Origin of the sequence: Pedobacter hiemivivus (assembly GCF_005144565.1) — a bacterium.
GTDB classification, from domain to species: domain Bacteria; phylum Bacteroidota; class Bacteroidia; order Sphingobacteriales; family Sphingobacteriaceae; genus Pedobacter; species Pedobacter hiemivivus.
Genome location: NZ_SWDX01000002.1, coordinates 79145 through 98718, shown reverse-complemented (window position 1 = coordinate 98718; position 19574 = coordinate 79145). Strand labels below are relative to the sequence as shown.

Below are 19574 nucleotides of genomic sequence, written 5' to 3'. Positions count from 1 at the left end.
TAGCTATTTGATTAAGTTCCACTCAGAGAACTGGAGAAATGATGCGCCATTAGATTCAGTTACATTTAATCTGTAAAATTTATAAGCTACAGTATTCGGAAACTCATAGGTATTGGTAACTCTCCTGCTACTAAATTTCTCTTCTTTTTTAACATCAAGATCTTTCCACTTCAATTCATCATTAGAGCCCTGCAATATCCAGGCTTTTGGATCCCTGTCTGGCATGTCATTGGCCGAAGAAATTGTATATTTTGTCACCATAACAGGAGCTGCGAGTTCATATTTAAACCACATCGCCGAAACATTACGTATGCAGAATTTAGTGGATAAATTATTATCAACCAGCTTTGAAACATTTTCAACGGGATTACTACTTGGGAATTCACCTGTTAATTTTGCGCCTTCTGTGATATGCTGTGCACTTGCACTGATGCTTCCAAGTAGCATAATCGAGCATACTAAATGCTTAAGAGTTACTTTTTTCATGTTCATATTTGGTTTTATCTGGTTAATAAAGTATTGATACTGTTCAATATCACAACACTTTAACGAATAGTCGTGTGGTGTAGTGTAGTGTGGTGCAAATCTAACTATTAAAATGAATTATCCAAATAAATTCAAGACTATATTCATATATAATGGACTATACCTAAAAATATATTACTTTTGCACCACACTACAACTCAGTATAAAAATATATGGCAGCCAAATAAGCTCTATGGAATCGAAAATAAAGATTGATTCTTCCTCCAAAACACCTGTTTACAAACAGCTTATCACAGCGATTCAAAATTTGATTGCATCCGGTGAGTTGACTGAGGGAGCATTTTTACCCTCTATGAATGGGCTGTCAGATGAATTACAAATCTCAAAAGAAACAGTAAAAAAAACTTATTCCATCCTCCGGGAAAAAGGACTTATAGATTCGTCACACGGAAAAGGATTTTATGTAAAAACCAATACAGAGCACAAAATAAAAATCCTGTTGATCTTTGACAAGCTCAGTACCTATAAGCAGGTTTTATACAACTCGTTTGTATCTGCCTTGGGTGATTTATCAGAAATCACCATTCTGCTGCATAATCAAGACATAGCGCTTTTTCAACATTTTGTTGAGGGGAATCTGGATAATTACGATTATTATATAGTAGCACCCCACTTCCCTTTACAGCAAACAATTCAAAAGAAAGTTGTAAAAATTCTCAGCAAAATACCAAACAGAAAGCTTTTGCTGGTCGACAGAAATATCGAGGGCTTAAATGGCAAATTCGGAGCCGTCTATCAAGACTTTGAAAAGGATATTTACAATGGTCTTTCATCGGGTATTGACATTCTAAGTAGTTTTAAAAAGCTTAATGTTATTTCAATGCCGGGCAGTTTGTATGCTCCCTTGATAAAAAAAGGTATAGAAACATTTTGTATTGAAAATGGTATAAATTATGAAATACACCATACGATTGACAGAGCCAAAATAAAATCGGGCGAAGTCTTTTTAATTTTAAATAGCCAGCTTGATTTAGAACTGATTGAGTTGGCTGGCATTGCAAAAGAAAAAAATTACAAATTCGGAACCGATATTGGAGTTATTTCTTACAATGAATCTCCAATTAATGAAATTATATTGAATGGGCTGACCGTTTTTTCTACTAATTTTAAACAGATGGGGCATTTAGCAGCGCAAATGATATTGGATAAAAACTTCAAGCAAATCCACTGTGAATTTAATCTGATCAGAAGGAGTACATTTTAATGATACTGCATTGAGAAGAAATATATTTTTAACTACGCTAACTATCCTTAGTATTTCTAAATTTGGTAATCACCTAAACTAAAATTAGTTATTTATTTAAAATCATATTATGCCCACACCTATTTCAGAATGCTTGTATTGCCAAAACAATGAGACCTTACATCGTTTAATGATTAAAATCGGAGATTTAGAAGTCTCTCAACTGTTTTTATTTAAAGAGCAATCACATCCAGGCCGCTGCAATGTGGTCTATAAAGACCATGGGGTTGAGTTTCATGAATTGAGCGAGGAGCAACGTAATGCATTTATGAGAGATGTGGCTAAAGTAGGAAAAGCTATTGCTGCTGCTTTTAATCCGGATAAAATCAACTATGGAGCATATGCCGATACCTTATCTCATTTACACATGCACATTGTTCCTAAATATAAAGATGGATATGGATTCGGTAGTGTTTTTGAAATGAACCCACAAAAAGTTTCGCTTTCTGATGCTGAATATGCAGAAGTTATAGGAAAAATTAAGGCAGGACTCTAGTTAAAACATATGTGATTTGTCCACTCATCCCTGCCATTTGTAGGACAAACAGCAGCTTCTTCCTATCTACCTTTGTGATAAGAAATAAAGCTGAAAAATGTCAAATATTTTAAAAAAAGCAATAGGTGGATTGTTAGACCAGGTTCTAAATCCGTCGAAGGTTTTGTGCCTAAGATCATCCCAGTCTTCTAGTATGTATGAGATAGATTTACATCTACCAAATGTAAATATGGAAAAATGGAATACTATAAAACGTTTGAAATGCAAAGTGGGGGAACTTGAATACAGGGATTATACCCCGGCACTCTGGGATGCAGAAAAAAGAGTTTGCACAATTTATATAGAAGCCGGACATGACGGAGCAGGAAGCCACTGGGCAAGACAACTGAAAGTTGGCGACGAAGTCCTTTTCGGAGACGCACATGCCGCACAATTACCGGCTAAAGAAGGCAGGATATTGTGTATAGGGGATGGTAGCGCGTTGGGACATTTTTTAGCCCTTAAGCAACTCACGAAAAATGGCAACTATCCAATGGATGCGGCCATTCTATTACATGATCATTATCAGTTACCGCCTTTGCTCACTGAAAACCATTCAGAATACACATTTACCATGAAACCTGGTGCAGATCGCTTCGCTACACTAGCGGAATGGTGCAGTACAAAAGATCTAAGTATCTATACTTCTATTTATATTGTGGGAAACATCCCCATGGTTACAGCTTTGCGGAAAAAGCTTAAAGTTCATTCTGGGATACAAGCTAAAATTTATGCTCATGGGTTTTGGTCCTAAAATTATTGTATGAAGAAGGCAGATATAGAAATCGTTCAATTGACGAAAAATCAGATCGGGATTGAAATTATTCCTACATCTGATCATACCACATTAGGAGATAGGAGAGAAAAAGTGTTCTCTCCTCATCGTCACGATCACTATACCTGTTTCTTTTTAGAAAGCGGACATGCGAACTTCAATTTCGATTTCCAAAATTTTGACATACGGCATTCTTCGCTTGTGATATCCCGTCCCGGACAAGTACATCAATTAGGCTTTACCAAAGATATCAAAGGATGGTTTCTGGCATTCGACACAAGCATTGTAGATCAAAATGCGCGTATGCTGATTGAACAATCACTTTCAAATTTAGTATTGTTACGGTTAGATGAGGATGAAAAAAAATGGATCGTTGGTCTCATTGAATTGATGTATGCTGCAGCAAGCGAAAAACAACCTTCCAACCTGCATACTGAAATCATAAAATCTTTAATTAATGCCTTTTTTTACAAAGCTGCAATCCTTTTTCAAGCACAGGAAGAGGAACGCATCAAAGCATATTCTTTACGGGGCATTGAGATTACAAAGCAATTTCGCCAGTTGGTAAAAGCACACTTTCTGTTGCTTAAGAAACCCGCTGATTATGCTTCAATGATGAGCATCACTGTAAGTTACCTGAACGATACACTAAAGTTAGTTACAGGATTTCCCTCTACATGGTTTATACAAAATGAGCTATTCACAGAAGCTCAAAGGCTATTGTTTTATACCGATAAAAGTATCAAAGAAATAGCCTTTGAGCTGGGGTATGAAGATTATAAATACTTCATCAGGTTGTTCGGAAAAAAAATCGGCACTTCACCCTCCAATTTCAGGAAAACCAATAAGCCATCATCGTAAAAATACGATTTCTATCAGCAATTGTATACATTTGAACCCAACAACAACATTGCACGAAAAAGGGATCTATCGATTGGAAAAGATAACCATTAGACATATTGCCTCAACACAGAAGGAACCTGACCTGCTAGGCAATTTCAGCATCCGTGACCTCCAAAATCTACTTGCAGGAAAAGATATGGTACAGGATCTCCACCGCCACGATTTTTTTTATCTCCTGGCATTGGAAAGAGGAAATGGGCATCACGCTATTGATTTTATCCCACACCACGTAGGCAGATATAGTGTTTTCTTCATGCGTCCTGGGCAAGTACACGAACTGCAGCTCAAATCGAAAAGTACCGGTTACCTGATGCAGTTCAGCACTGAATTCTATTTCCCGCAGGACAAAGGGGGATTAAGTCTTTTGCGCAAAGCAAGTACTATCAACCATTATCAGCTCAACAAGGAAAGCTTTGGAAAAATCACATCGACATTGGAAAGCATACAACAGGAGTTTTCCTCAAAAAAAGAGGCCTACAACGTGGTCATCAAGTCCAATATGGACTTACTGTTAATCGAACTAATAAGGAATCAGACATCAGCGCCAGAAAAAGTCAATCTACATACCCAGGAAAAACTTGAAGTTTTCATGGGACTGCTGGAAAAAAACATCTTCAAGCACAAACAGGTATCCCAATATGCCGACATGCTGAACCTATCCGTTTACCAGCTCAACTCCATAGTGAATGCAGCCCTTGGTAAGACTTGTTCTGCGGTTATAAACGAACAAATTATCCTGGAGGCAAAACGATGCATACTGGCCACATCGATCCAGATCAACCAGACCGCCTATCGTCTCGGATATGAGGATGTTTCCTATTTTATTCGGTTTTTCAAAAAGCACACTGGCCATACACCTGATAGTTTCAGACAGAACTTCAAATAAGTCCCATTCAATTTCATTTGTGTCCTATCCTTCTGGCTTAAAACGAAATTATCTTTGATGAATAATTATTCAAAAAAAGAAAAATGGCATGAAAACCAAAATGAAACTGATCGCATCCCTAAAAATATGGGTGGTCATCTATCCCTCGATTACCTTTGCCCTTCACCTGCTCAGCAAATCGAGTATGGAAATTCCGCTCTACCTCAAAACGTTTTTACTCACGCTGGTTTTGGTACCCTGGATGGTGTTCATCGGTGTCCCTTTGGTGGATGCGCTGATCAAAATAGTTTTAGAGAAGGAAAAACAAAGAGAAAGCTAATAGACAATTAAAACACTTATAGACACATTAACACACACATATAATGAAAATCATCATAGTCGGTGCTAGCGGCACCATGGGCAAATGCCTGTCAAGCGCATTTGAAAAAGAGAATGAAATCATCAGAGCCACAGGTTCCAAAGGCGGTGACCTTCAGGTAGACATCACTTCCGTGGAATCAGTTGAGGCAATGTTCAAAAAGGCTGGGCCATTTGATGCATTGATCTGCACCGCAGGGCCTACCCATGTGGGACCTTGGAACAAAATGACACCAAATGATTTCCGTACCGGACTGGAAGGCAAACTTATGGGACAGGTAAACCTGGTACTCATCGGTCAGCATTACATCAATCCGAAAGGATCTTTTACCCTTATTACCGGGGCACTTAGCAATGAACCCGTACCTATGTTCGCCAATGCATCAGCTGCGAACGGCGCTATAGAAGGATTTGTTAGGGCAGCTGCTATCGAACTTGAGCATGGAATCCGTATCAATGCGGTCAGCCCAACGGTGATAGAGAATTCTCCACAGTACTTCCCCTACTTTCAGGGCGACATCCCAGTTACCATGCTGCAGCTGGAATATGGCTTTCGAAAAAGCGTTTTTGGCGCCAACACAGGGCAGATCATTAAGCCCTATTAGAACTAGGCTGTCGCAAAGAGCACATAACTTAAAATTTAAATTGTATCCTTGTTTCATTTAATGGCACACAACAGGATAACAAAAATGAATTTACCGCCCTACAGCATTTTTCCAAATATTATTGGCGACAAAGTCTCTTTGCGACAAATTCAACCTACTGAGGTCGATGACATTATTGAAATATCATATTATAATGCTATTCAGGCAACGACAGTGGAACAGGCTATAGAAATGCAAGGTAAGATTAACAAGGATTATACTGATGGTAATTCAATTCATTGGGGCATTGCAGATAATGTAACAGATAAAATTGTTGGGACTTGCGGTTACTATCGTGGATTAGACAAAGGAGCTGGAGAACTTGGGTTCGTTTTATTGCATCAACATCGTGGACAAGGTTTTATGACAGCCGCAATCGCCTTAGCAATAGAATTTGGAATAAATAATATCGGACTAAGACGTATTTGGGCCGAAACAACTCAAGACAACGAGCGCGCCATAAAGGTTCTCGAACACCTGAATTTCTTTAAAATTGCAGATTTGGACGATAATGGCATTGAATATGAATTTATATCAAGAAGATACGATAGTTAAACTATGCTGTAACGGACCGACACCAAACCTGTTTCATAAATTTTACTATCCAGAAGGGTAAGCTGCCTGCGATCGCTTTGCTCCCGAAATAACCGCTTACCAGTACCTAATAGTATGGGGTGTACCGACATCCACAATTCATCCACTAACCCTTCCTTCATCAGGGCATCATATAGTGAAGCACCGCCAAATAGCCAGATATCTTTGCCAGGCAGATTTTTTATTCTTCGTGCTTCAGCCATACTATCTCCCGATATCAGTACAGCACCTTCTTTGACAGATGTCAACGTTTTAGAAAACACGTATTCTGTCAACGCAGGCATCCCTGGTATAGCCTCTCCGTTACTACTGTCGCTCTGCTTTTGCATCATTTCGTAACTCTTACGGCCAATAAAGATCGCATCAATCCGCTCAAAAAATTCGTTTAATCCGTAGTCCTGGTCTGTAAAACACCAGTCGTACTCACCATTAGGCCCTTCAATGTATCCATCCAATGTGATGGCCAATCCCAATATTAGTTTTCGCATACTGTTCATATTTATATTGCAAAAATACCTAGACTCAATTACGATTAATTGTACAAAACGGACATCAATATAAAATATGCCGGGCCCGTACTACCTCACGCGGAGTGCAGCCCGTATAATCCTTGTAATCCCGGATAAAGTGAGCTTGGTCGTAATAACCACTTTTGTAGGCAACTTCAGTAAGGGAAAATACAGGATATCTTTTCAGATGATCCAATGAAAGTATGAATCTGGAAACACGTAGATATTCTTTAGGAGACAAACCAACATAATCCTGAAACTTTCTGGAAAGATGACGTTGGCTGAGCCCAGTATTACTGACTAGTCTTCCAACAGGAATCAGTCTCCCTGACAACTGTGCCTGCTTTAGACAATATGCTAACTGCAAATCATCTTTACTATTGACAAGCTTTTTAAACAGATGCTTTTGTACCAGGCCTACACGCTCTTCGTTATTGCTACATCCTGCCATTTTATCTTCTATCTCTGCCGCCGTACAGCCCCATATATCAGTAAGGTCAATAGTTGTGTTGGATAATGTATGCATTGGGACTTGAATAAACTTATGCGCCATACCGGGGTGGAAACAAATGGCAACAACCCCTGCCCCTTTCCGCATTTGGACATCCATTGGTCGGCTCATCCGAAAAGTGGCGATACTGCGCTTATGCAATTCATCATTAATGATAGCAAGGGGTGTACTTGTATAGTTAAAAAACAATTCTACACAAGCATCAGGCAGCACCCGAATATAACTGGTGTCGGCACCATCGTCACACTCCATTGTACATATCAGTTTTACATACGGCTGCAAAACAGGGATAATATCATATGATTGTATGCGCATACTTTGCAAATATAACTGAGATGATCGATACTTTACCTATTACCAAATTTTCGTTTCAGTTAACCACATAAAGCTAGTCTGCAACCCCTATTTACCCGGACATTACCCGGACATTACTCGGACATTACCCGGACACTACTTGGGTGGAGCCGAGTAGTGTCCGCTTAACATCCGCGTAACACCCGTTAATAAATGGTGAATTATATTACCTTAAAGTGCAATCAATCTAAAAACATTCAGGTCCTATCTCCTTTCGTCTTTTTTCTGCCATAAAATTATTAAGTGTCAGTTTTCTGATTTTCTCGGGTCATCTTTGCCACGATTGATAAGAAAGGTACTTATGCCGGTGAATAAACCGGTACAAAAGAAAAAGAACAACACACGAATGATTACAAGGTTAGGCAAAATCCTCTTTTCCACCCGAACGATGGGTGCTATGTTACTATTATACGCTTTCTCCATGGCCATGGCCACCTTTGTTGAAAATGACTATGGAACTGCAGTTGCGAAAGCATTGATATACAACTGCTGGTGGTTTGAACTAGTGATGGTGATCCTGGTGCTCAACTTTATTGGTAATATTGGTAGGTACCAGCTTACAGAACGTAAAAAATGGCCACTATTAGTGTTTCACCTTGCCTTTGTGATCATCTTTATTGGTGGTTACATCACGAGATATGTAAGTTTTGAAGGTTCTATGCACATTAGAGAAGGGGAATCTAGCGATGAAATCATTTCTGATGCTACATTCTTTAAAATGCAGATCGGAAAAGATGATCAGGCATTAGCTTATGATGATCAACCGGCAATTTTAATCTCTAACCGCATTCCAACCTATTTAAAGCCTTTCAAAAAGACTTTTAAAGGTGAGTATGACTACCAGGGACAAAGAGTGAAGGTAAAAGTCATCGACTTTTATGCCAGAGCTCAGGACTCTCTAGTGCGTACCTCAACGGGTAAACCGACCTTACATTTGGTGGTTTTAGAAAATGGAAAGCGCGTAAATAAGTATGTACCGTCCGGCAAAGTGGAGTTGATGTCAAATATGTTGGTCAGCTATAATAAGGAAACACCTGGAGCGATTAATATCTCAGATGCAGCGAATGGTGCTTTACAAATTGCCACTCCATTTACTGGTGATTATATGATTATGGCTACTCAGGAAAAGAAACCAGTACTAGCTGACAGTCCGGCACAACCTTTTAATTTAAGAAGCTTATATACCTTTGGAAACTTAGCTTTTGTAATTCCTGAGCCAGCTATTCCAGGTGATATCATGTATTTCGAAGGCGATAAAACTAAGAATGAACACGATCTTGACCTGGTTAAAGTACAAGTAACTACAGCAAATTCAGTAGATACAGTTTCCTTCTATGGAGGAAAAGGAATCACTAATTTCCAACATCAAAGTGAAATCGGTGGACTTAGAATCTCTATGGCCTACGGCTCTAAAATTTACAAAACTCCATTCTCAGTTAAACTGACAGACTTCAAAATGGAGAAATATCCGGGTAGTAACAGCCCTGCATCTTACTCCTCTGACGTGTTAATTCAGGACGGTGGACAAGATACCCCATACAAAATATACATGAACCACGTGTTGGATAAAGCAGGTTACCGTTTATTCCAGGCCAGTTTTGATGACGATGAAAAAGGAACAGTCCTTTCTGTAAATCATGATGAGCTGGGTACAAACGTGACTTATATCGGTTATACTTTATTATTCCTGGGCATGTTTGTTACTTTATTCTGGAAAGGCACGCATTTCTCTAAACTAAACGAACAATTGAGAACCATTTCTAAATCTGCAAAATCAAAATCTCTTTTGCTAGCCCTGCTATTCCTGCCTTTAGGAGCCGCATTTAGTCAAAAGATCGACATGCACGGTAAAAATGGCTCGACTGCAATCCCGGGACTTGTCAAACCTCAGGCATCGATGCCTGTAGACGATGGGCATAACCATGCTCCTGGTGATGGTCACGATCATTCCGGAGATCAAAATGCTGTAACCACTCAGGCACACAATCATGCCCAACCAACAAAGGCAGAAATGCAAATGTTGCTTTCTGCAAAATCGGTAGATCCTGTACAGTTTGCTTCCACTATAAAAATCGACCTGGCACATGCAGATAAATTCGGTCATTTGCCTGTGCAAAATATCGACGGAAGAGTAGAGCCAATCAATACAATGGCGCTGGAAATTCTAAGAAAACTACATCGTAAAGATCGTTTCCATGGTTTAAACGCTAACCAGTTTTTCCTTTCTGTTTCCACAACTCCTTTCCTTTGGGTAAATGTTCCCTTGATAAAAATTGGAGTTAAAGGTGGTCCGGATTTATTAAAAGTGGTTAAAGCAAATGAAGAAGGTTATACTTCCATGATCAATCTGTTAAAGGTAGGTGATGATGGAACCCTGCAATTTATCTTAAAAGACGATTATTCCAAAGCTTTTGCTAAAAAACCAGCAGAGCAAAATAACTACGATAAAGAAATTATCGACCTGAATGACAAGTTGCAGGCGATGCAGGCTTTGATCAACGGGCAATATTTGCGCATATTTCCAGTTGCAGGTGATGCAAACAATACCTGGATTGCTATGCCTTCTGCTGTTCCCGGATCCGCTTTAGTTGGAGAGTTAAATCCAATTGATCGCTACGCGAAAAGCATTAAAGATGGCCAGCAGTCTGGAAATTGGGATGCAGCGAATACCGCTTTAGATAAGATCAAAGATATTCAGTTAAAATTTGGTAAAGACGTGATGCCTTCAGACACAAAAGTGTTCTGGGAAGTGAGTTATAACTCATGGAATATTTTCCTAAACCTGATGATTACTTATGCATTGTTAGGCGCAGTAATTCTTGGATTGGCATTCTTTAAATTGTTTAAGAATTCCAAAATGCTGGATAAACTGGTGACTTTTGTCTTGATTTTAATCAGCATTGCCGCCTTCCTCCAAGGTTTTGGTTTAGCTACAAGATGGTACATTTCTGGTCATGAGCCATGGAGTAATGGTTATGAGGCCGTATTGTTTATCAGCTGGATCGGGGTATTATCTGGCCTTGGTATGTATAGAAACAGTAATGCTTTTATCCCTGCCGCAGGTTGTTTAATCGCTGTGATTTTAATGGGATTTGCACATGGTGGATCCCAGATGAACCCGCAGATTACGCCATTGGTTCCTGTACTAAAATCTTACTGGCTGATGATTCACGTAGCGATTATCACTTCTAGTTATGGTTTCTTCGGACTAAGTGCTTTGATGGGAACTGTAGTTTTAATTTTATACATCATGGACAACAATAAGATCAGTACTAAAGTAAAGTCTTCCATCACAGAATTAACGATTGTGAACGAGATGGCCTTAACTGTGGGACTGTTCTTACTAACCGTAGGTACTTTCTTAGGTGGTATCTGGGCCAATGAAAGCTGGGGACGCTATTGGAGCTGGGACCCTAAAGAAACCTGGGCATTTATCTCCGTAATCGTTTATGCCTTTGTTTTACATGTTCGTTTGATCCCAGGTTTAAGAACTAAATATCTATTTAATTTATTATCACTGTTGAGTTTTTCAACGATTATTATGACTTATTTTGGAGTGAATTACTACTTAACCGGATTGCATTCTTATGCGCAGGGTGATCCTGTTCCCATCCCATCATGGGTGTATGTAACAGTCGGGTTGATTTTTGTATTAGCCTTCATCTCCTACCGAAGATTTAAACTTCGCAATAAGTAATAAAACGATATTTGAGGCCAACCATAATTTGGTTGGCCTTTCTGCTTTAATATATACTATCCAAGCACATGGTGTGCAAGAACTTTCTGTACCTCAAATACATTTACCGATTTATTGAACTTTTTCCGGATACTTGGAATAGTTTCACTAGAGACCCAGATCTTTAATTCCGCATCCAAGTCAAAAGTGCCTGCTGTTTCTACACTAAATCTGGAAATCGCCTTATAAGTAATAGAAACATACTCAGTCTTGCTGCCTGTCAATCCCTGAACATCAACAATGATCAGCCGCTTGTTAGTAAAAATAAAAGTATCCCTAATCAATTTAAAGCCCAATTCAATCTCTTCATTATCCGTAAGTAGTGTCCCGTAATTTTTTCTTAAATCATCCTGACTTACCGCACCTGCATTGCCCATTAAGGCTGAAAATAATCCCATATCGTATATTTTTTTATCTGATTTAAGATTAGAGATAACAAAATAAAAAAAGTTACAATCCTTTCCTTCAATTGATGGGTTGGCATAAACAATTAAATCATTTACCAAAAAATGGTGTATAAAGCGGTAAGGATACCCATAATTAAAAGAGAGCCGATAGCAAAACTGGTGCTGATCTTAAACATCGACGTATCAACCTCTATCGCCTGTTCATTCGCCAAGGTTTGCGGTTTGCTTAAACTAATACCAATCATTAACAGCACAATTACTACAAAATCAATTGCCATTCGATCTAAGAAAGGATAATCTGGGAATGCACCATTTGTCCACACGGGTAAAAATTTTAACACGGTGGAGAGCGGAATGGTAATCAATGCACCTGTCATTGCAGCGGCCGCGGTTGTACGTTTCCAATAAAAGCCCAGCAAGAAAATAGCAAGTACCCCGGGGGAAATAAAGCCCACATATTCTTGAATAAATTGATAAGCCTGATCTAATGATTTTAATGCAGGAGTTACAATAGCCGCAATGGTCAATGAAATGGCTACTGCCCAACGACCGACCATAACCATTTTACGGTCTGAGGCTTCTTTGTTGAAAATTTTCCTATAAATATCCAATGAAAAAATAGTTGCGATACTATTTGCCTTACCCGCTAAAGAAGCCACAATGGCTGCAGTAAGTGCAGCGAAGGCAATTCCTTTTAATCCTGGAGGCAATAAGTTCATTAAAGTAGGGTAGGCATGATCTGGTTTAAGTACCCCATCGTGTGCCATTTCTGCCTGGAACAAACCTTTGCTGTGCAATACATACATTACAATACCCGGAAGCACGGCAATAACAGGTACGAGTAACTTTAAAAATGCGGCGAATAAAATCCCTTTACGCGCCGTATTTAGATCGGCCCCCAAAGCACGTTGTACGATATACTGGTTGCATCCCCAATAAGCCAGGTTGTTAATTAACATACCACCAAAAAGTACTGAGAGGCCCGGTAATTCTTTATAATATTTATCAGACGAATTAAAAATCATGTGGAAGTGGCTCGGTGCTTCTTTACGTAGCACAGAAAGACCTTTAAAAATATCATTTCCAAAACCATATTCATTAGAAAGCAAAGAAAGTGCTAAATAAGTGGTAATTAGCCCACCTATAATCAATACCAAAACTTGAATAACATCGGTATAACCAATTACTTTCATCCCGCCTAAGGTTACAATCATCGAAAAAATGCTTAGCCCAACAATACTCCACTCGAAACTAATGTTAGAGATTGAGGAGATGGCTAATGCACCGAGATAAATGATAGAAGTAAGGTTTACAAATACATACACCAATAGCCAAAAAACCGCCATAATTGTACTAACCTTATCATTATATCGCTTGGCAAGGAACTGCGGCATGGTAAAAATCTTATTTTTAAGATATACCGGGATGATAAAAATGGCCACAATAATGAGCGTAGCAGCTGCCATCCATTCATATGAAGCAATGGCTAAGCCTAGGGCGAAACCCGAGCCAGACATGCCGATAAAGTGCTCAGCAGAAATGTTAGAAGCAATTAATGAAGCGCCAATTGCCCACCAGGTAAGCGATCCTTCGGCTAAAAAAAAATCTTTAGAACTTATATTTTTCGACTTCTTTTTATGATAGATATAATAGCCATATGATGATACGGCAATAAAATAAATAAAAAAGACGATATAGTCTGCGGTTTGTAATTGGTTCATTATTTGGTTTTTTATTTTGGTGTATTTCGCTTAATTAAAAGGTAGCAATAGAATAGTTAAGATAATGATTGTTGTAAAAAAAATGGCTGAATAATCATTTGCTTCGCAAATTAAATTATTCAGCCATTAACACAACAATTTCTTTAATACCCTAAATTCTGTATTAAATACCCAGGCAAATTAGAAGCTCCATCTATTGCCGTTTGAGGAATAGGGAAAATTCTTTTTCGGACGTCAGTATTCGTTTTTTCAGTCCATGTACCTTCATATTTCCCAAAACGGATCATATCCGTACGTCTAACCATTTCCCAATAAAATTCAAACCCTCTTTCACGAAACAAAAGATCAAGCGTGATAGCAGGAAGTGGTGCAGCCGGAGTGGTAGCTGTTCTGGAAGCTCTAACGATGTTTACATCAGCCAAGGCAGTTGCATCGTTTTTTCTAAGTTTTGCTTCTGCACGCATTAAATAAATATCTGCAAGACGCAGGATTATAATGTCATGTTCTCCAAAATTCCTTCCACTTACCGAAGTTTTACTGAACTCATATTTTTCCACTCTGAAACCAGTATTGTAATTACTTCCAGCAATAGTATAGTCAATATTTTCAGTAAAATCCACAGCTAAAGTAGGCTTACTACGCGTGTTATAAAAAAGTTTATCTACCCTCATTTTTCCATCCTGACATTTTTCAAACACTCCATTTGTTCTAATTAAGCCATATTGTTGTCCACGCAATATGCCCCGATTGATGTTGAAACTAGCCGCATCAATGCAGGCTGCAGCCGGAGGCAAATTCTGCTTATAAAAGCGAGGATCTGCAACTGCAGGATCTACAGGAGCATACGCATTTACCCAAGTACGATAAAAATCAGACGTAATACCCGGACCATCAGTTCCGTTAGCACCTGTATAAGCAGGCAATGGAAATTGATCTCCAGATATAGAGAAATAGGCCATTCGATTATGCCCGTTCAAATCGGCACGCTGATCTACTGCGAAAATCAATTCTTTATTCGTGTGGTTATTATCATTGAAAAGCGAAAAATAATCGGCGGCTAAATTGTATTGACCCGAACCAATAATCTTAGTGCAATACTCTATCGCTTTGTCCATATCTTCGGCTTTAAAGGTAAAGCTTGGCGCATAAACATCTCTATAAACTGCTGCATTTAAATATAGACGGGCGAGCAAGCCCCACACCGCTCCTTTGGTGATCCTACCAGGCCCCGTGGTATTCTCCACTATAGGCTCTATCGCTAGTAATTCTGATTTGATGTATTCAATCGCGGCTTCGCCCCTTAAAATTTTCGAGGTTTCATTGACATCATTTTTAACGAATACCAATCCAAAAAGATCAAGTGTAAGTAATGAATAATAAGCTCTCATCCCCCTTGCTTCAGCCAAAAACAGCTTGGCACTCGGATCTGGATTGGTCGAAAGCGCAATAATGGCGGTTACACTTCTAGATAACCCTATGAGTATATGATTCCAGGTATTTCTCACATTCGCATCTGAACTTATGTTTTGGTGTTGATGTAATTGAAGATAAATACCATTATCACCCCAATCGGTTCCACCACGGAATGGTAAAATGGCCTCATCTGTTGAAATTTCCTGAAGCGCAAAATAATTGGTATGGATAAAGATATCTTCCAATTTTGCATATACGGGTGCTATTATGCCTTCAGCCTGTTGTTTATTAGTAAGTCCGGCAACAGATTTTTCGTCGAGTACATTTTCATCTAGCTTGGAACAGCTGTAAATTACTGTCATACTTATAAAAGCAAGTAACAGCATTAATATTTTCTTTTTCATCTGTATAATTATTAAAATGAGAAGTTTAAACCAAAAACAATGGATCTAGCTTTCGGGTAACTTAAAAAGTCAATTCCATAAGAAGAAACGCCATCGATTGCTCTGTCGCTGTTTACCTCAGGGTCATAACCAGTATAATCAGTGATTACAAAAAGATTTTGACCTGTTACAGATAGATGGATGTTAGAAAACCATTTATTTACCCCTAAATCTTTGGTATTGAAACTATAGCCCAGCGAAACATTGTTCAGTCTTAGGTAGGCGCCATTTTTAAGGTACCTCGTAGATACAGGAGTTGGATTGTTTAACGACTCTGTCGGATTAGCAATAGCTTCTCTGGTCGCATTCGCATTTTTTGCGAGCCTTAATTTAGAAAAACTTACATTCTGTGTATAATCATAGATTTTATTTCCAGACACACCATTAAAATTGATACTGAGATCGAATCCTTTGAATGCAGCACTGGCATAAAAATTATACATCGTGCTAGGTAAAGCTGTACCAGCCGAAATCCTGTCTTTATCAGTAACAAGACCATCCCCGTCTGTATCGCGGTAAGTACTTAAGCCCGCAGCATCAAAGCCTGTAAATTCCTTTAAAAAGAACGTTCCCAAAGGCTGATCATTTACATATCCATTGATGGTTGATGAGGTAATACCAGCACCAGAAACCGACCCGGCAGGAATCAAAGAATATGGAGAATGTTGCACCTTGTTTTTGATGTAAGTTAGGTTACCACCAATATTATAAGTTATGCCATACTCCGATTTATGTCGATAATCCAATTCAAATTCTATACCCTTATTCGTGATGGTCATATCTTTTACATTAGACCATACTTCTTGTGCCGGCTGAACTGGATCTGCTGGAATTACCAGTAGCAAAATATTCTTCGAAACTTTGTTAAACACATCTATTGTTCCTGTTAGCGCTCCTTTAAACAAACCAAAGTCTAAGCCTATATCTGTCTGTTTTGAAGTTTCCCATTGGATATCTGGGTTTGCAAATCGAGCATAAGTTGTTCCGGCCGGATAAGCCCCAGTTGGATAAAGCGGATAGCTTCCAGTTGCATTAGATACAAATAAGGCCTGTGTAATTTTAGGTGGAATTTCCTGATTACCCGTTATACCATAACCAGCTCTTAATTTCAAATTACTAAAAATCGAATTCTTCATAAAATCCTCTTCCGAAATCTTCCATCCTAAAGAGAAAGATGGGAAATATCCGTATTTATTGTTGGCTCCAAATTTAGTAGAACCATCTGCTCTAAAATTAGCGGTAAACAAATACTTTTCGTTGTACTGGTAAGTGACTCTTCCAAAAAATGATTGCAGCTCATTGATTAATGCAAATCCTCCGGGCCTATTGCTACCTAAGGTTAATTCCTGTCCTACACCGGGGTTATAAATTGGATCTACCCCACCCACTAGAAATTTGTTGATGCTATTATTTCTTTGCTGTACAAAGATTCTTTGGTAGGAATGTCCCCCTAGTGCTGATAAATTATGCTTGGTGTTACTCCAATTATAAGTAAGGTAATTTTCAATTAACGTATTTGTGTTGGTGTTATAAAAAGTCTCTAATCTTCCATCACGTAAGGGAACTGCATTTGGTAAGTTCAACACATCGCGTGTTGCAGTAGAATTATCAACACCTAAATTCACTTTATAAACAAGCCCCTTAATAATTTTCATAGAAGGAGAAATGTTACCAATTACCCGGTTTGTGGTGGTGGTTTCTTTATCTAAGTCAAAAAATAAGGATGGATTGTTGATATTCTGATAGAGTATAGGTCTTCCGTTCGCGTCATTAGCCGGATAAGTTGGGTTATTAATGAGCGCATCGCCTATTATACTCGTAATGGGAGGCTTTTGCTGTTTGGTATTGCTGGCATTCAGATTGATATCAACCACTAATCTATCTTCTAAAAATTTCTGGGTCGCATTAAACCTTCCTGAATACCGATTGAGGTCATTTTTCTTGATAATACCTTCTTGTTTTTGTACCCCTACCGAAGAAAAATAGGCCAGTTTATCTCCTCCTCCACTCATGGTAATATTATAGTTCTGAGTTTTGGCAACTCTGGTTATTTCTTTTTGCCAGTCGGTAGAACCGCCTTTGTCATCAAGAACACCGCCCGCTTTGGGTACTTCAATACGGAATTCGTCTGCTGTTAAAACTGGTAAAGCTCTTGCAAGAGATGAAATTCCCAGGCTAGCAGAAGCTGCAAGCGTTGAGGCACCTCCTTTGCCCTTTTTAGTGGTAATGATGATTACCCCATTTGCCCCACGAGAACCATAAATAGCCGTTGCAGATGCATCTTTTAGCACGTCGATCGATTCTATATCCTGCGGATTAATAAAGCTCAATGGATCCCCGCTGCCCGTAATTGAATTGTCCAAAGGCAAACCATCTACTACAAAAAGAGGTGAATTACCCGATCTTATTCCACCCGGTCCCCTAACACTAATCCCGGTAGGACCGCCAGGTTCGCCACTGGCAGAAGTTACATTTACACCTGATACTTTGCCCTGTAGCAATTGCTGTGGAGAGTTAATGATACCCTTATTAAATTCTTCGCTCTTTAATGATTTTATAGCTCCAGTTACGTCTTTTTTGTTTTGGGAGCCATACCCTACAACCACTACCTGAGATAAATCGGATGTACTAGCTTTTAGGGATACTTGTATTCGGGTTCTGTTGCCAACGATAATTTCTTGGGTAGCATAGCCAATATACTTAATGATCAGAATTGAATTGTCATCGGGAACAGTAATGGTAAAAGCCCCATTTGCATCGGCGCTTGTAACCTGGGTCCCCCCTTTAACTGCGATACTTGCTCCTGGCAGAGCTTTCCCGTCCTCAGCATCTACGATTTTTCCAGAAACCGTTTTTTGCCTCATAACACTTAAAATATCTATTTTTGCGAAAGTATTTCCTGGTGTGAAAACACAAAAACAGATAATTAGCGCAGCAGAAAATAATTTTAGACACCGCGGTAAATAATAAAAGTAAATTTTCCTCATATGAAATAATTTAGATTGTTTTGAAATTACTTATTGACAAGTTAGAGCAAACAGGTTAACTCTCTGTTATTAGAATCACACCAATTTGTTAAAGGAAGATATATTCTAAAATTTTAAAGTTGCAGGTAAGTATTTTGCAACAAGGTCTTCATAATAGGATTTTAGTTTGTTCCAATCTGGTGGCACAGGATTTTTTGAATATAGGTCATAAGGGTTAAACAGTTGCACCCATTTTAACATCTCTCTATCCTTATCATCAAGTAAGTATTCATATTGGCCCTCACGATGCCATGAATAAAAGGAGTGATAACGGAGCATGTAAAGGCCGCCTTCGGGGATATAATCTTTAAGCATCTGGTAAACGTATTCATCATGCCCCCATGACATGGTTACATTGCGCAAACCACAGCCTTTTTTATAGATCCCATATTGGGTTTGGTATTCGGGATTGGAATAGTCAGGATTGTTTTTGAAAAATTCGGGATATACAATTTTATCTGAAAAGGCGCAGCCTACTGGGAACGTATCACCAACTACAGCCCATTGTGGTTCGTCAAATAGACAAAGTACTTTCCCCATGTCGTGCATTAGCCCTACCAGCACCATCCAGTCGGGATGGCCATCGCGACGAATGGCTTCAGATGTTTGCAGTAAATGCTGAAACTGATCTAAGTCTGTATCGGGATCCGAATCATCTACCAATTGATTTAAAAATTGGAAAGCATCCCAAATGGGCATTTCCTTTTTATCAAATTTTAAATAGTTGTTTCGTTTTTCCTTTACAAACTCATAAGTTTGATAAGTATGGTTTATCCTATAAAATTCTTTAACCGTATCTCTGGCAGGCTCATCGTAATTACGATATTCTTCTGTTGTTTTCGCAGTGGCGATACTGTCCGGTTCAGGATAACGTCTCAATAAATCGTCCTCCCATTCATCGAGATTGGTTAAAGGATTAGCTTCCTTTGAGCTGAGGTTGTTTTGATTTGTTCCCATCACTACATCATATT

General features: G+C 38.8%; 17 protein-coding genes. 9 read left to right on the top strand and 8 right to left on the bottom strand.

From position 1 onward, the window contains the following. Positions 1–3 precede the first annotated feature (3 nt). On the bottom strand, positions 4–486 hold the full coding sequence (locus tag FBD94_RS04350) for a discoidin domain-containing protein (RefSeq protein WP_169472213.1): 483 nt from the start codon (positions 484–486) through the stop codon (positions 4–6). A 112-nt stretch (positions 487–598) separates the two neighbouring features. Between FBD94_RS04350 and FBD94_RS04345 the strand changes: the two genes are divergently transcribed. The 8 genes from FBD94_RS04345 to FBD94_RS04310 all read left to right on the top strand — a co-directional run bounded on the left by FBD94_RS04345 (position 599) and on the right by FBD94_RS04310 (position 6444). After that, positions 599–1750 (top strand): GntR family transcriptional regulator, encoded by a 1152-nt coding sequence (locus FBD94_RS04345; protein WP_205945836.1) that lies wholly within the window; start codon positions 599–601, stop codon positions 1748–1750. A gap of 109 nt (positions 1751–1859) precedes the next feature. Continuing rightward, positions 1860–2285: an HIT family protein gene (locus FBD94_RS04340; protein ID WP_136879263.1), complete on the top strand. Its 426-nt coding sequence runs from the start codon at positions 1860–1862 to the stop codon at positions 2283–2285. Positions 2286–2478: 193 nt separating this feature from the next. Further along, on the top strand, positions 2479–3078 hold the full coding sequence (locus FBD94_RS04335; RefSeq protein WP_205945835.1) for an SIP domain-containing protein: 600 nt from the start codon (positions 2479–2481) through the stop codon (positions 3076–3078). A 9-nt stretch (positions 3079–3087) separates the two neighbouring features. Then, a complete protein-coding gene (locus tag FBD94_RS04330) occupies positions 3088–3960 on the top strand; it encodes a helix-turn-helix domain-containing protein (RefSeq protein ID WP_136879261.1) in 873 nt (290 codons plus the stop codon). A gap of 31 nt (positions 3961–3991) precedes the next feature. After that, entirely contained in the window at positions 3992–4888 is an 897-nt protein-coding gene (locus FBD94_RS04325) for a helix-turn-helix domain-containing protein (protein ID WP_205945834.1), read from the top strand. Between the two features lie 57 nt (positions 4889–4945). Further along, a complete protein-coding gene (locus FBD94_RS04320) occupies positions 4946–5218 on the top strand; it encodes a hypothetical protein (protein ID WP_169472212.1) in 273 nt (90 codons plus the stop codon). A gap of 32 nt (positions 5219–5250) precedes the next feature. Next, on the top strand, positions 5251–5850 hold the full coding sequence (locus FBD94_RS04315; RefSeq protein ID WP_136879258.1) for a short chain dehydrogenase: 600 nt from the start codon (positions 5251–5253) through the stop codon (positions 5848–5850). Positions 5851–5910: 60 nt separating this feature from the next. After that, the gene (locus tag FBD94_RS04310) at positions 5911–6444 is read left to right on the top strand and encodes a GNAT family N-acetyltransferase (protein ID WP_205945833.1); all 534 of its coding nucleotides are present in this window, start codon (positions 5911–5913) and stop codon (positions 6442–6444) included. Here the strand turns inward: FBD94_RS04310 and FBD94_RS04305 are convergent. Together FBD94_RS04305 and FBD94_RS04300 are read right to left on the bottom strand one after the other, a co-directional pair. Beyond that, positions 6441–6971 carry a dihydrofolate reductase family protein gene (locus FBD94_RS04305; protein ID WP_136879256.1) on the bottom strand — a complete coding sequence of 177 codons (531 nt, stop codon included), beginning with the start codon at positions 6969–6971 and terminating at the stop codon, positions 6441–6443. The genes FBD94_RS04310 and FBD94_RS04305 overlap by 4 nt on opposite strands. 64 nt (positions 6972–7035) lie before the next feature. Further along, entirely contained in the window at positions 7036–7818 is a 783-nt protein-coding gene (locus FBD94_RS04300; protein ID WP_136879255.1) for an AraC family transcriptional regulator, read from the bottom strand. A gap of 436 nt (positions 7819–8254) precedes the next feature. Between FBD94_RS04300 and ccsA the strand changes: the two genes are divergently transcribed. Continuing rightward, positions 8255–11554: a cytochrome c biogenesis protein gene (gene ccsA, locus FBD94_RS04295; protein ID WP_235884369.1), complete on the top strand. Its 3300-nt coding sequence runs from the start codon at positions 8255–8257 to the stop codon at positions 11552–11554. A 56-nt stretch (positions 11555–11610) separates the two neighbouring features. Here ccsA and FBD94_RS04290 read toward each other — a convergent pair whose 3' ends face one another. The 5 genes from FBD94_RS04290 to FBD94_RS04270 all read right to left on the bottom strand — a co-directional run bounded on the left by FBD94_RS04290 (position 11611) and on the right by FBD94_RS04270 (position 19560). Continuing rightward, the gene (locus FBD94_RS04290) at positions 11611–11991 is read right to left on the bottom strand and encodes a PH domain-containing protein (RefSeq protein WP_136879254.1); all 381 of its coding nucleotides are present in this window, start codon (positions 11989–11991) and stop codon (positions 11611–11613) included. Between the two features lie 101 nt (positions 11992–12092). Continuing rightward, entirely contained in the window at positions 12093–13721 is a 1629-nt protein-coding gene (locus tag FBD94_RS04285) for a sodium:solute symporter family transporter (RefSeq protein ID WP_136879253.1), read from the bottom strand. Between the two features lie 143 nt (positions 13722–13864). Then, positions 13865–15538, bottom strand: a complete 1674-nt coding sequence (locus tag FBD94_RS04280) for a RagB/SusD family nutrient uptake outer membrane protein (RefSeq protein WP_136879252.1) — start codon at positions 15536–15538, stop codon at positions 13865–13867. Between the two features lie 11 nt (positions 15539–15549). Continuing rightward, positions 15550–18441, bottom strand: coding sequence for a SusC/RagA family TonB-linked outer membrane protein (locus FBD94_RS04275; protein ID WP_205945832.1), 2892 nt, complete (start codon positions 18439–18441; stop codon positions 15550–15552). Positions 18442–18669: 228 nt separating this feature from the next. After that, a complete protein-coding gene (locus tag FBD94_RS04270; RefSeq protein ID WP_136879250.1) occupies positions 18670–19560 on the bottom strand; it encodes an inositol oxygenase family protein in 891 nt (296 codons plus the stop codon). Positions 19561–19574 lie beyond the last annotated feature (14 nt).

Bases quoted from the DNA above. Each gene is read 5' to 3' on its own strand.
- FBD94_RS04350 (WP_169472213.1), bottom strand. From the start codon at position 486: ATGAAAAAAGTAACTCTTAAGCATTTAGTATGCTCGATTATGCTACTT.
- FBD94_RS04345 (WP_205945836.1), top strand. From the start codon at position 599: ATGAATTATCCAAATAAATTCAAGACTATATTCATATATAATGGACTA.
- FBD94_RS04340 (WP_136879263.1), top strand. From the start codon at position 1,860: ATGCCCACACCTATTTCAGAATGCTTGTATTGCCAAAACAATGAGACC.
- FBD94_RS04335 (WP_205945835.1), top strand. From the start codon at position 2,479: ATGTATGAGATAGATTTACATCTACCAAATGTAAATATGGAAAAATGG.
- FBD94_RS04330 (WP_136879261.1), top strand. From the start codon at position 3,088: ATGAAGAAGGCAGATATAGAAATCGTTCAATTGACGAAAAATCAGATC.
- FBD94_RS04320 (WP_169472212.1), top strand. From the start codon at position 4,946: ATGAATAATTATTCAAAAAAAGAAAAATGGCATGAAAACCAAAATGAA.
- FBD94_RS04315 (WP_136879258.1), top strand. From the start codon at position 5,251: ATGAAAATCATCATAGTCGGTGCTAGCGGCACCATGGGCAAATGCCTG.
- FBD94_RS04310 (WP_205945833.1), top strand. From the start codon at position 5,911: ATGGCACACAACAGGATAACAAAAATGAATTTACCGCCCTACAGCATT.
- FBD94_RS04305 (WP_136879256.1), bottom strand. From the start codon at position 6,971: ATGCGAAAACTAATATTGGGATTGGCCATCACATTGGATGGATACATT.
- FBD94_RS04300 (WP_136879255.1), bottom strand. From the start codon at position 7,818: ATGCGCATACAATCATATGATATTATCCCTGTTTTGCAGCCGTATGTA.
- ccsA (WP_235884369.1), top strand. From the start codon at position 8,255: ATGTTACTATTATACGCTTTCTCCATGGCCATGGCCACCTTTGTTGAA.
- FBD94_RS04290 (WP_136879254.1), bottom strand. From the start codon at position 11,991: ATGGGATTATTTTCAGCCTTAATGGGCAATGCAGGTGCGGTAAGTCAG.
- FBD94_RS04285 (WP_136879253.1), bottom strand. From the start codon at position 13,721: ATGAACCAATTACAAACCGCAGACTATATCGTCTTTTTTATTTATTTT.
- FBD94_RS04280 (WP_136879252.1), bottom strand. From the start codon at position 15,538: ATGAAAAAGAAAATATTAATGCTGTTACTTGCTTTTATAAGTATGACA.
- FBD94_RS04275 (WP_205945832.1), bottom strand. From the start codon at position 18,441: ATGAGGCAAAAAACGGTTTCTGGAAAAATCGTAGATGCTGAGGACGGG.
- FBD94_RS04270 (WP_136879250.1), bottom strand. From the start codon at position 19,560: ATGGGAACAAATCAAAACAACCTCAGCTCAAAGGAAGCTAATCCTTTA.